At 39.7% G+C, this 12,553-nt stretch carries 12 protein-coding genes and 3 pseudogenes; 7 read left to right on the top strand and 8 right to left on the bottom strand.

The features are described from left to right. Positions 1-297 (bottom strand): annotated as a pseudogene (locus ACFE90_RS29135) (HEAT repeat domain-containing protein); the annotation flags it as partial. Between the two features lie 350 nt (positions 298-647). Here ACFE90_RS29135 and ACFE90_RS29140 point away from each other — a divergent pair. Further along, the gene (locus tag ACFE90_RS29140; RefSeq protein WP_375505860.1) at positions 648-1,529 is read left to right on the top strand and encodes an Rpn family recombination-promoting nuclease/putative transposase; all 882 of its coding nucleotides are present in this window, start codon (positions 648-650) and stop codon (positions 1,527-1,529) included. 166 nt (positions 1,530-1,695) lie between these two features. On the opposite strand, the gene ACFE90_RS29145 is transcribed toward ACFE90_RS29140, so the two are convergent. From ACFE90_RS29145 to ACFE90_RS29155, 3 genes are all read right to left on the bottom strand, one after another. Then, a complete protein-coding gene (locus tag ACFE90_RS29145) occupies positions 1,696-2,034 on the bottom strand; it encodes a hypothetical protein (protein ID WP_375505861.1) in 339 nt (112 codons plus the stop codon). A gap of 181 nt (positions 2,035-2,215) precedes the next feature. Next, positions 2,216-3,016, bottom strand: coding sequence for an RMD1 family protein (locus ACFE90_RS29150; RefSeq protein WP_375505862.1), 801 nt, complete (start codon positions 3,014-3,016; stop codon positions 2,216-2,218). Positions 3,017-3,726: 710 nt separating this feature from the next. Next, positions 3,727-4,005: a hypothetical protein gene (locus ACFE90_RS29155; protein ID WP_375505863.1), complete on the bottom strand. Its 279-nt coding sequence runs from the start codon at positions 4,003-4,005 to the stop codon at positions 3,727-3,729. 481 nt (positions 4,006-4,486) lie between these two features. Between ACFE90_RS29155 and ACFE90_RS29160 the strand changes: the two genes are divergently transcribed. From ACFE90_RS29160 to ACFE90_RS29180, 5 genes and pseudogenes are all read left to right on the top strand, one after another. Further along, positions 4,487-4,846, top strand: a complete 360-nt coding sequence (locus tag ACFE90_RS29160; protein WP_375505864.1) for a hypothetical protein — start codon at positions 4,487-4,489, stop codon at positions 4,844-4,846. A 767-nt stretch (positions 4,847-5,613) separates the two neighbouring features. Further along, positions 5,614-5,766, top strand: coding sequence for a CopG family transcriptional regulator (locus tag ACFE90_RS29165; RefSeq protein ID WP_375505865.1), 153 nt, complete (start codon positions 5,614-5,616; stop codon positions 5,764-5,766). 541 nt (positions 5,767-6,307) lie between these two features. Further along, positions 6,308-6,430: a hypothetical protein gene (locus ACFE90_RS29170; RefSeq protein ID WP_375505866.1), complete on the top strand. Its 123-nt coding sequence runs from the start codon at positions 6,308-6,310 to the stop codon at positions 6,428-6,430. A gap of 255 nt (positions 6,431-6,685) precedes the next feature. Further along, a pseudogene (locus ACFE90_RS29175) lies at positions 6,686-6,895 on the top strand (hypothetical protein); the annotation flags it as partial. Positions 6,896-7,442: 547 nt separating this feature from the next. Then, entirely contained in the window at positions 7,443-7,847 is a 405-nt protein-coding gene (locus ACFE90_RS29180) for a response regulator (protein WP_375505867.1), read from the top strand. 231 nt (positions 7,848-8,078) lie between these two features. Here the strand turns inward: ACFE90_RS29180 and ACFE90_RS29185 are convergent, their stop codons facing one another. The 3 genes from ACFE90_RS29185 to ACFE90_RS29195 all read right to left on the bottom strand — a co-directional run bounded on the left by ACFE90_RS29185 (position 8,079) and on the right by ACFE90_RS29195 (position 10,467). Beyond that, entirely contained in the window at positions 8,079-8,864 is a 786-nt protein-coding gene (locus tag ACFE90_RS29185) for a hypothetical protein (RefSeq protein WP_375505868.1), read from the bottom strand. 112 nt (positions 8,865-8,976) lie between these two features. Further along, the gene (locus ACFE90_RS29190; RefSeq protein ID WP_375505869.1) at positions 8,977-9,123 is read right to left on the bottom strand and encodes a DUF2171 domain-containing protein; all 147 of its coding nucleotides are present in this window, start codon (positions 9,121-9,123) and stop codon (positions 8,977-8,979) included. 690 nt (positions 9,124-9,813) lie between these two features. Further along, positions 9,814-10,467 carry an SDR family NAD(P)-dependent oxidoreductase gene (locus ACFE90_RS29195; RefSeq protein ID WP_375505870.1) on the bottom strand — a complete coding sequence of 218 codons (654 nt, stop codon included), beginning with the start codon at positions 10,465-10,467 and terminating at the stop codon, positions 9,814-9,816. Positions 10,468-10,903: 436 nt separating this feature from the next. On the opposite strand from ACFE90_RS29195, the gene ACFE90_RS29200 reads away from it, so the two are divergent. Continuing rightward, positions 10,904-11,884: an aldo/keto reductase gene (locus ACFE90_RS29200; protein WP_375505871.1), complete on the top strand. Its 981-nt coding sequence runs from the start codon at positions 10,904-10,906 to the stop codon at positions 11,882-11,884. Between the two features lie 227 nt (positions 11,885-12,111). Here ACFE90_RS29200 and ACFE90_RS29205 read toward each other — a convergent pair. Continuing rightward, positions 12,112-12,553, bottom strand: a pseudogene (locus ACFE90_RS29205) (calcium-binding protein); the annotation flags it as partial.

Raw genomic sequence — 12,553 nt, forward strand, 5'->3', positions numbered from 1 at the left:
GTCAACGGTTTTATCCTTGAGGATTTTGGCAGCTTTCTGAGCAATATCCTCTGGTTTCTGAACCACCGATTTTAAATTTTTTAGATCGTATTCATTGAATTTATCAAAAGCGAGTTTTTTTACTCCATCATGTCCATCATCAAAGGCAGCAACGATACCGTTAATCTGCCACGCTTCTGGCTTCGGCTTAGACGGTTCTTTGGCACTCACCCAAGGCAGGGCGAGGAGGAGAGTCAACAGCAGGGTAAAGAGGAATAAGAAAAAGGGCGATCGCTTTTTAATTATGTGCAAATACATTTGTATAATTCGTAATTCGTAATTCGTAATTTTATTTAGATATAAAGGCTCTTTCTGCTCTTTCTTTAGTAAGGAAACAGAAGGGAGTTAGGTTTTTACTAATAAAACAGGAACCGCTACAGTTATCTTTTTATCGTCTGATAACTCAACCTAGCTAGAAATGGAATATTAATGTAATTATTACAGGAATTTAAAAAGATACGCCCAGAGTATAATAATGAGCTTCCCTGAGCGATGGTGCGTAGGCGTAGCCCGCACTTCGACAAGCTCAGTGACCATCGTAGACATCGCCTACTCAAACCACTGCACGAGATAATAACAATACCTCGTTCGATTGTTGGCGATCGTCAATGTCCTTTGATAACCTCTGCAAACTCCTGTCAGAAAAATATCCAGAACGTTTTGCCAGTTGGGTATTAGGAACACCGCAAACTTCCGTCAAAGTCCTGAAAACCGAATTGAGCATTGAACCAATTCGCGCTGATTATGTAACATTCTTACAACTACAAGGACGCATTCTCCATCTGGAATTTCAAACCAAACTAGAATCTACGCCACCCCTACCCCTGCGGATGCTAGATTATTGGGTACGCTTGTATCGTTTGTATCGTCTACCAATAACGCAAGTTGTCGTATTACTGCTTCCCCCTGCACCAGAAACGGTAATTGAAACTGCCTTTAGTGTCGAAACTACTCATCACGAATATCGTGTGATTTCTATGTGCGAGGAAAATCCCGAACTATTCCTTAATGACCCAGCTTTGTTACCATTAGCACCACTGGCGGCAACCACGCAACCCCAAGCATTGTTGCAACAAGTTGTAGTCAAAGTTAATCAACTTGAGCCAAGACAACGACCAGAAATTTCCGCGTATACCCAAATCTTAGCGGGGTTAAAATACAATCAAGATTTGATTCGACAATTATTTCGGGAGGGTATGATGCGCGAGTCAGTGATTTATCAAGAAATTCTTGCTGAAGGCGAACAACGAGGGGAACAACGAGGGGAACAACGAGGAGAACTAAGAGGACGAAAAGCAGAAGGGCAATTGCTCATTCTCCGTCAGCTTACTCGACGGGTGGGAGAGTTACCCCAAGAGGTGCTAGACCGGATTGAAACTCTCTCTTTAGAACAATTAGAAAATCTCGGTGAAGCATTGTTGGATTTTCAGGCGATCGCGGATTTAGAAACCTGGTTTAGTACATTAGACGTAGGAGTGAAAATGACGTAGGTACAATTTATGAATTATGCCTACCAAGGATTTCGGGCAACGCATAATTAATTTCACTCCTATGTCTATTAGATGAATTTTTCCATTTGAGCCAATGTCTGATGGCGCTAGGGGAAAAAATAGTTTCAGAAGAACGAAAGCGAGTTGAGCTTGTCAGATTGTCACATTAAAGCTCAATTAACTTGAAGCCCCAAGGTTTAAGAGCCGCTAGAGCTATTTCTGGATTTACACCTTCATAAACCTCCCATTCCAAGGGATGCTCTTTAGGATGTCCGTCGCCGACATTACCTGCAACTTTGATGATCGGACAGTTGGCGATGCGATCGCGCTCCAACCCTCTTGGAATTGCTAGTTGGATTTTGTGACCGATAAACTTTGCTGTACTTTCATTAGCTACAGATTCACGGATTAAACAAATATCACCAGCAGTCCCCCAAGTAGTTTGGTAAATGTGGAGGAACGATATATAAGTGGCTGGTTTGATGGATTTTTTGAGAACGTGCATTATCTGTAATCCTTACACTATGAGTCAAAAATCATAAATCATACAAGTATTTTCTATCACGTTCGTAGGGAAGAATGTTTTTAATTAACATTTTGCACCTAGCCCAGATGATTATAAATCGTCTGATAGAATATAGCAGTTTTCAGTTAGTCCAATAGGTTTAGGCTCTCCAAATTTAGCGTTAGCCTTTGAAAATGATGTCGTATAGTGACAAAAGAATCTCTACTACAATCAGAATCACCACATACCACTCTACTCGCTGGCTACTGCTATGCTGCATGAACTCCAGCACCGTTTGTGCAGTTTGGGAAATTAAATCTAGTTTGCGTTCTAGAGCATGGTGACGTTCACGGATTTCGTATTCATCCTCCAAGCGCAGATATAAGTTTTCTAGCTGTGGGGATTCCCAGAGTAACTCAGGCTTATCGATAATTTCTACTTGACCAACAATCTTATGTTGAACTAATAAAGTAGTCCCAAGTTGACGCAGTAATTCCCGGCTCTGGCGTCTACTCCTGTTTTCACGCTGGAGACTAGCTGCAAAGGGTTCAATTTGATCAAATACACCCGCTAGGCTAGTTTCATAGTGAGACAGCACAACACTCTTGGCGAGAATATCAGCCACTATCTGCAAGCGTTCTACACTAAATTCATGCAGCGAAATTTTTCCTTCTTTAACTCGCTCACTCTCTGCTACGTTGAGATGAATTTCTACCTCTTCTGTTTCTGGGTTGGCAAAAGAGCCACTAACTTGAGAGGATAGTTTGGTCAAGAAGGCTACCTTTTCCACAGGCTCAAGGTTAAACAGGACAACTGCACCATAGTTTAGCAGTACCGCACAGCCGTGTTCACCGACTGAAACTATTACTGGCATAGTCGCCAAGCAAACGTAATTCTCCAAGTTTTGTAAGTTAATATTTTTACCAAGGAATAGGGCCTGCGCTCTAAATCTATCTCTATCATTAAAAAGAAGTTTTTGCATTGTCGCCCTATGCTATATTCTGCCTGCTGAACTGCTCAAGTAGCGATGTCTACAACGGGCTACGCCTACGCAATTCATGCCTGTTATTGGAGATCGCTACCATCTCAGCTTACCAATAAATCTATCCAGCACTACCTTAGTAAGGGTTACACTACTCTTGAAGGTTCCGTTTTTTAGCTATGCCTATCATTTAAATAATTTTATTCCCCAATTCTTAGCTGCCTTTTCATGCTAAGAGGATGTAATGATGTCGCTTCAATCAGAATTTTTCTGCCAGTTACTACAATCAATTATTTATCAAGCGATCGCGTGCTGGCTATAAGACCGCAAACCACCGCCTGCTAAGGTGTTTGACCAAATAATTTATAATTCATAAATGTTACAGCAGTTCATAAGCTTATTTTTTAATGACCGTGGTTTTAAAGAGCGTGAAGAGTTCAACATCTCAGACGCTCTTTAATTTATGAATTCTAAATCATGTTGACATAGGTATATCTTGTCTACATCTCTACGTCAAGCTTATTTGAGATAAAATTGATTCTGCTGGCTAGGAGCTTTCAGGGTAGCTACCTAGCAAACCTATACACCAGAAAAACCGACGGACTTTAGCTGCGTTTCGATGTTATCTGCCGCTTCCGCTCAATGCGAATCAAGCATGGAAGTTCTCATCAAAGATATCTAAATAATTTTGTTTAATTATTTAGTCTTAATTAATACTGAAGTTTGAAAACGATAAGGCCAACAAGTACGACAAGACCTAACGCTCTCCGAAAATAATTAACGCCTTGAAATAATTCCAGCCACGCCCAAGTAAACAAAGATCCGTATGCTACTAGGTCTAACAATGTATTGATTTTGCCGCTTGTAAAAACTAGAGTTAGTAAACTAGTTACTATCCAAACAATAAGCGGTAGATTTGGCATCTGAGCTATAACAATGTTACCTTCGTTGTCGCGGAAGGTTTTATCAACCAATGTATTTTGCGTCATTTTTAATTGCTAGTTAAACTTACAAAAAGGACTAGGTACTCTCGTGAGAATAGATTTGCATTTAAATGCAAATCTATTAATGATATTAAATCATTAAAAACGGTCTTTTAAACTATCTAATTGCTGATATGAGAGCGGTAAAGCATATTCCTATATGACTATGTTAAGAGGCATACTCACACTATATCTGCCAAAATCTCTGTCAGGAGTTTTTTGCAATTTGGAACGATTGTAATAACTTTTACTTCCTGCCTTCAGCAATAACTGCCTCAAAATCCGTAGTTTTATACTTTATCTAAAAGAAAACTGTTATATATCTGAAGTTGAGGATCAGTCTAAAATGATTCTTTCTCAAGAGGCATGAAAGTAGCTTATTTAAATAGTTAAATTAAAAAGTTTAAGAAACTAATAATCATAAAAATTTATTAATGATTTTATTACAAAAAATCTAATTTTATTTTTTATTTAAAATAGCAGATATATGATAAATAGCTTTTCCTTGAAAAATTTACGAAAAACTATTCTTTGGTCTATCTGGCTGGGATTCGTTACTTATACTATATTGCTAGCCCCTGTTGATCAACCCGACACATGGTCTTTAGGATGGAAGCTTTTAACGCTTCAATGGGAAGAACTTAACGCTATTATTCCAACAATCTTCTGCTTGATGGGTATCTGGCCTATGATCTATGCTTGCCTAATGTTTACTGATGGCAGAATGCAAAGCTTTCGTGCTTGGCCTTATTTTATCGGCTCAAATTTTACAGGTGTAATTTGTCTCCTTCCTTACTTAATATTTCTGAAATTTAATCAAGCATTCTATGAAACAAAAGATAAGTGACTTTCAATTCTTGATCAGGGAACAACAGGAGCTTCTTTGCTATTTGCTACTATTGGTTTGTTGGGCTATGCAGTAATTGCTGGAAATTGAGAAGATTATATTCAGCAGTTTTTTCATAAACCTTTTGTTTACCTCATTAGTCTCGATTTCTGTCTGATGTGCTTGATATTTCCAATTAGTTCATTATTTGATGATGATATGGCACGCCGAGGAATCAAGGATATACGTGTTTTTTGGGTAGTTGCTCTTTTTCCCTTGTTTGGGCCATTAGTATATCTGTGTTTACGTCCGTCATTACCAGAAAGTTTGTTAAAAGAGCGTCACGTTACAGCAAATAGCCCGTTATGACAATGGTACTGTTCTTTACTCAAAAGTAAAAGGGTGAGTAAATGAGCCAAAATGCAGTTGTCTAGTTTAATTGTGTAGGCGCAGCCCGCCGTAGGCATCGCTTCCTTAATTACCCTAAATATCTCCAATGTGGTGCTGTAGCTTGGTCTGCTGATGTGGGCTAACATATATTTGGGCAAACTACTTAGTATAGATTAATTTATTTTATACTATCTTTATACTGGCTTGATAGTGACTACTTTTAAGAGAGTTAAACTTTATATTCTAAAATAGACTTTACATCTTGACTATTATTTGGAAAAACATATTGGTCTGCTTCATCATTTCTTGAATTAAAATTCCTAGAGAATACCCATGTAGTAACAGATTAAGTGATTGATATTAGAGAAGTAGTTGAAAAATCGAACTTGTCTAATATTATGAATAAGAAATGGGCTGTTAAACGACTTACAATAAATCTTACATCAGGTGAGGCTGAGAAGTTGGAAAAATATTGCTCAAGCACTGGCAGACCAGCAACCGATGTAATTCGGGAATTAATTCGCTCTCTTCCGACTGAAGATGAAGAGTAAAAAACCTAAAAGAAAAGGAAAACACACTGGATAAAAACTTAATCAAGAGAGGGAATAAAAGTTTTAATGAACTTGATGCTAGACAAGACTTGTCAGCAAAAGACAGTTCTTCTAGGGGGAAGGAAAAGAGGAATTAGGACAGGTTGCGCTTTGCTAGGGACAAAGTTTCCCCTTTTCCCCCTGCTTATTGCTCCCCGCTCCCCTATCCATAAAGGTCACAGATTTCGGCAAATTGGCAACTGATGTTGTGCTGTTGGAGCTTCAATAGAGATATCAACAGCGTTAGACAGTGAAGAAGTTGTGGTTTGAAACACAGCTTTAACCCTGCATCACTTCTCCCGCTCTATGCCAGTTGTTGTGTGAGTGCTGTTGAACGCCTCTACATGATTGATACAGTACTCACAAGAGTTCAGTTCCCACTCTACAACTGGCTAGAAATGACATAAAAACTACATAAGACTTGCAGATTTATTCGAGAATGAAGCATTATTTGCGTTTTGGAGTTATATCAAGTCCGGTTGAATAGTGTTTAATAAACTAAGTGTGCGTTTATCAGTTGCGATCGCCAATGCCGAAACTTGTAACAATTCAACCTGACATGAGAGTTGAGGAACTCGAACAACGTTATCGTCAGTGTTCTGATGTAGTTGAAAGCCGCCATTAAGTAGGTCGGCGTAAATAATTCTTGTTGGAATAAGGCAGGGGGCAGTTATTGCTGGGAGCAGGGGGAGAAAGAGTTTGAGCCTTATTTACTTTTCTTCACACAGTTTGGTTTTATTGCACCGACTTATATCATGTCCGGCTAAAGACTTATCATTTAGAGCGCAGTTCTTGCTGGGGGCTTTTAGCTGCAAGAAAGAGAGTTTTAATATTTTTGCATAGATGCCCTGAATAATAACTAATCAAGCGGACATGATATCATTTGGAGTTCATGCCTTCCCACTCTCCTGAGCTACAACCTGCCGAGAGATTGTGGCCGTTGACCAACGAACCCATTGCCAATCGCTCCTTCAATAGTCTTGATGAATTGGAGGATGTCTTGTTTCATCTAGCCCAAGTTTTATTGAGTCAGCCTGAATTTATTCGGGCAATTGCCTGTTATCACTGGTGGCCTCAAGTGGCAGTTTAATGAACACTAATTAACCTGACTTGATATTAGAGAGCGATCGCATCGCGCCCTCTTGCCCAATACCGTAGTAATCGCCCAACCATCGAACTTCTCAAATATATCGAAAGCCGTGTGTTTATGAACTTGTAGATCACAAAGTACTGCGATCGCATTTATAGCGCTTCTCGTTTACGTGAGGTACACCCTACAGTTCGTGATATAATGTTGTACAACATCTGAATGGGAAGTACTATATTCAAATCATCACTAATAGTTTGATCAGCAACTATAAAACGAATTTTATCTCAATTTTTTCTTTGGCAAGTAATCCATAGATAGAGACTGCTTTACAAGGAAAAGCTTTAATTTCTATACTTAATAAATTTTTTATGTAGTTCAACCATATTCAGTTTTCTCCCCTGCCCCCTGCTCCCTTACCTATTTTGACCGTTGATTATATACTTCTGACTTTTCACCGCATTTGAAAAAGGTCATTTTGAGGGTTCTCAAGCCCTGATTTTATCATTAGCAGGTAAAAGTCACAGAAAGTTATAATAAAATGACATTTATGAAACCTTCTGGAACTCTTGCTGGCTTAGATATTCTGGTAGTTGAGGATGATGATGATACTCGCTTCTTCATCACTACTGTGTTGGAAATGGATGGAGCAAAAGTTATAGCAGTAATATCAGCAGATGCGGCACGCAAAGTTTTATCTGAATTGCAACCCGATGTTTTAATTTCTGATATTGGTTTACCTGGGGAGGATGGCTACACTCTTATCCGCAAAATCCGTGCGCTTAAACCAATGAATGGTGGACGAGTCCCGGCTATTGCTTTAACAGCCTTTGCTGATAGTGAGGATCGTATCCGTGCCTTGGAAGGTGGCTTTAACACTCATGTATCTAAACCCATTGATCCTGAAGAACTAGTTGAGATAGTGGCTAGCTTAGTTGGTTCTTGTAATTGGTAATTATGAAGCGCTACTGTTCAATTATTTCCTCTTACCAGTTTTCCACATTCATGCAACAATGCCATTTTAAGGCAGATATAGCGGTTCCCATACGACATTATATCGCCAGGTGTAGAGGCAGGAAGCAGGGGGAGGGAAAGTCGTAGTGAAGTCCAAAAATTGGATAATTTATTTTTTGGAGTTCCCTAAACGAGAAGCGCTATATTTAATTTACTATTTTTTAAAATTTCTCTAGTTTAATATTTTTCCTGAATCCCTAATATCTCGATGCCATCGTCCATCTTCACCCAGTCCGGGAATTTCATTAATTCCTAAGGTTTTTCTCAAAGCTAAATACGATTTACCTTCTTCCGTAATGTGAAAATAGTTTTTTAAATCGCCTTCTCCATCTTGTTGAACTTTTTCAATTCCTTTGCCCACAAAGTTATTAATAAATCCCATAGCTCGAAGATGCTTCAGTTCCATTGCTAATTCATCGTCAAATTTAAAGTTAAATTCTTCTTGAGAATTAAGCTTAATTAGATGCTTAAGTTCATTGCCATCAATCAGATATCTAACTAAAAATTGCAATGTTGCTGATTGTTGCTCTTGAAGCAAGTCAATCCGCTTTTGTTGTGTATTCAGTTCGGCGATTTGCTCATCTTGCAACTTATTGATATCATCCCTAACTTCTTGCTTGAGTCTCCTGAGCGCAATTCCTGTACCTGAAATTGAGATATCATCTATGTTATCTAGCAAACCTGAGTTAAACAGCAAAATCAAACTAAATATAATAACTTCGGTATTTCCAATTCTACGGTTTTCTTGAGGAGCTGGGGTAGGAGTAAGTACGATAAAGAGTAAATACAATAATCCTGTGATAGACGCTATCTTTAGAAACCACCAGTTCATATTTCGCTTAGGCTTTTCTTTGGGTAAGCTAGCGTTGGAGTCTGGTGGCGACAACGGCTGTTCTGAACTGCGCTCAGATTGCTCAAAAGCTAGTTTTTTGAGCGTTTCTAGCTCTTTATTAGCCATTTGGGTTTCGCTGATAGAATAGGGGACAGAAGATACTGATTTTGGATGCTGGATAGGCAAGCGCTGCCTTTGTAAAAGACGTGCAGCGCTATCCACTCAACAACTAACAATTTTAAACACCAGCAGGCTGCTCATTGAGCAATTCTTGTATCACTTCATCCACCGTTTTTTTCAGATAAACGGCTCGTTCATCTACTGCCCTTACCCAGTCAATAGGAAACCAGTGGTGTTGTCCATCAGGAGCATTATTCTTTATCAATTTGATCTACTTGCCTCCCTCTACGGAATCCATATTCCCAATATGTGTGTCAGATGCCCCTGATAAACCGCCAGGTCTTTCTGGATAAACTGACAAATGTTCTTTAATTTGCGATACGTCCATTTTGTACCTTTTGATTGAATTGGTAAAAAGTTAAACCTAAATCCTATTGAGTAGTTTTGTTTGTAAGCAGATAGGTTTTTATTTAATTACACTAGAGGATACGCTATATTATTGATGATGTGCTTCATTCTACAGACAGATGGTATTGTACCGAAATCAGCAATTTAATTTGGGTAAAAAGCTTTAAAGAAGTCACCCTGAAGATATCAATCTAGAGGGGGCTATTTTTGAGGGCGGCGACAACAATCTTGCAACCTAAATACTGCTAAAGGCTGAATAAATAGATAAAGAGGAAATCACAAAGTTTTTGAGAAATCCTCCCACTTCAGCATTTGAGTAAAACAATAAGCTGTTACGCATTTAAGTTGCACATCAACTGGTAGGCAAGAAGGCACAGGGAAGGGGAAAAAATTACAACTGACTACTCCCTATTCCCTTCACTGGTTTAACTCCTCTTAGACCAAAATGAAACAGAGCATTTTGCACGATTAGTTCCGGTAATATATCCTTGAACATCTGCACCATTTGTTGAATCTGCTCGAAATTATCGGGGTTATCGAGAATATCTCACTCTTCTCGCTCACCAACCCACACAGCAGGAGACAGGCGGCTAGTAGCTTCTTCTGCTTTCTGCACGACATCTTGCACAAGAAGTTGATACTCCGGTCGCTTTCGCCAAAGCTTGATGTCTGACCAAGCAGCTAGAAAGAAAACCGGCCATCGTGCTAATGCTTGATAATCGGAGTTAACAATCGGCACACCGAGAGTTTGTTTAATGTCTTGATAAACCTGTGGCATTTCTAGCGAAATTTCTTGAGCTGACTGTTCATCTGGACCGACAAAATCAGTGCCAGCGTTGTTGATTAAGATGTCGATCGCTCCAAAGCGATCGCGTACCTGTTGTATCATCTGCTCGACCTGAGTTTTGTCAGTCACATCACAAGGTATAGCCAGAACCTCTCCACCTCGTTGTTCTAGTTCAATACGCGATCGCTCCAGTTCTTGTGGAACGCGGGCACAAATCGCCAAACGCGCTCCTGCTTGAATCAACTGGCGTGCCATAACTAGCCCTAGCCCCCGCGAACCACCCGTAATCAGCACAGTTTTACCGTTCAAGTTATAGATGCGTTCGCGCCACCACCGATCCAACAACAGTGAAGTCAACAATGTAGCAATGATGACTAGTGTAAAAATGAGTAGATTTTGATAGTTTATATTCATAAATTTGATGGATAAAGTATATCGCCACGATGAACTACTTCCCCCCGTAGGCGATCGCTCTCTTGAGGTGACAGCATTTGATCGAATAATCGATTTATTTGCCGTTGCATAATTTCTACTTCTCTAAAAGGTTCCCAACGAATTAAAGCTATTTTTTTTCCTCAATTTACTTTATTCGATTCAATCTTAAAAGCCTGGTTTATGCCTACTAAGAAAGAAATAGTCTTTATACAATTATTTCTATCCAACGGTTTGAAGCTCTGTAAACAATTACTGGATTTTTAGATACAAATGAAATTATAAAGAAAACCAAAAGTAGCTAAATTGCTCAAAATACTACTAAAGAGCTAAGACAAATTCCTGTAATTTAGGTAACATGTCGTTATTTGTTTTAATACTGATGTTCACATAAGACTTAATAGCTGGGAGATTTTCAATGAAAACCAGAAAGTTAGGCAAACAAGGACTGGAAGTTTCACAGCTGGGACTTGGTTGCATGGGAATGTCTGAGTTTTACAGTGGTCGTGATGAATCTGAAGCGATCGCCACTATTCATCGTGCTTTGGAACTTGGAGTGAATTTTCTCGATACTGCTGATATGTATGGGCCTTTCACTAATGAACAATTAGTAGGTAGAGCAATTAAGGATCGTCGAGAGCAAGTAGTATTAGCAACCAAGTTTGGCAATGTTCGTACCGAAGAAGGTGGTTGGAAAGGAGTTAATGGCAGTCCCGAATATGTCCAAACAGCTTGTGATGCTTCACTTAAACGCTTGGGAGTAGAAGTTATTGACCTGTATTATCAACATCGAGTTGATCCAAACGTGCCAATTGAAGATACTGTAGGGGCAATGGCTCAGTTAGTACAGGCTGGTAAAGTGCGCTATTTAGGGCTGTCGGAAGCTGCCCCGGCGACAATTAGACGGGCTGCGGCAGTTCATCCAATTACCGCGCTACAAACAGAGTATTCTTTGTGGAGCCGCGATCCAGAAGATGAAATTTTACCTACTATACGAGAACTAGGAATTGGTTTTGTTCCTTACAGTCCTCTTGGTCGTGGGTTTTTATCGGGAGCCATAACCCGTCCTGAAGACCTTGCAGCAGATGATTACCGGAGAAATAATCCCCGGTTTCAGGGCGATAATTTCTCTAAAAACCTGCAATTAGTTGAAAAAGTCAAGGAAATCGCTGACCAAAAGCAAGTCACACCTAGCCAACTTGCTTTGGCATGGCTACTGGCTCAAGGTGAAGATATTGTACCGATTCCTGGTACAAAGCGGCGCACTTATTTAGAAGACAATATCGCAGCAGCTGAGATTGTTCTAACTACAGATGAACTCAGTCGGATTGAAGCAATAGCACCAAAAGGTATTACCGCAGGCGATCGCTATCCTGATATGAGTACTGTTAATCGCTAATTAAACATAACTCTTGTGGGGTGGGCCGAAAAGCCCGCCTAGCTTATGCAATTTAAATGTGGAACAGCTTAGTTGTTCCGTCAAACCTGTCCTCTGCGTAAATCCTGATCTGTACAAGAATTGCGATCGCTTCCCAAAATGACTTGCATTGAGTACTATCATTTGCGAGATGCTAAAAATAGCACCTCGCAAACCGTACCGCTTGGATATCAAAACGCTAATAAAGATTAAACAACCACAAAATTGTTTTCGGTTAGTAACAATCCAGTATCTAGTTGTGCAAATTGTACCCGAGTAAACCCAGATTTACTACCATCTTGGTCAAAGAACAATCCACCTGTAGCGCTGTTGTAGATAAATCGCTGAGTGTTAGTGGTTGCGGATGTTCCGATGGTAAACTGATTTGCTTTAAGTGAACCTAATGATAACCCGCCACCAAAGCCAGTAGCCGATACCTGAATCAGTTGATTAGTCGTGTTGAAGTCATCAATACTATCAACACCTTCATTGTAACTATTGAAACCAAAGGTAGCAGCAGCAGTACCAGGTCCTGCACCGACGCTGAGGCTATCATTACCTTCGCCACCGTAAAGGATGCTATTACCTGAATAGTTAGCAATTAAGGTATCGTTACCTGCACCGCCGATAATCGTATCATTGCCACCACTG

The organism is uncultured Nostoc sp. (assembly GCF_964245445.1).
In the GTDB taxonomy this organism is placed as follows: domain Bacteria; phylum Cyanobacteriota; class Cyanobacteriia; order Cyanobacteriales; family Nostocaceae; genus Nostoc.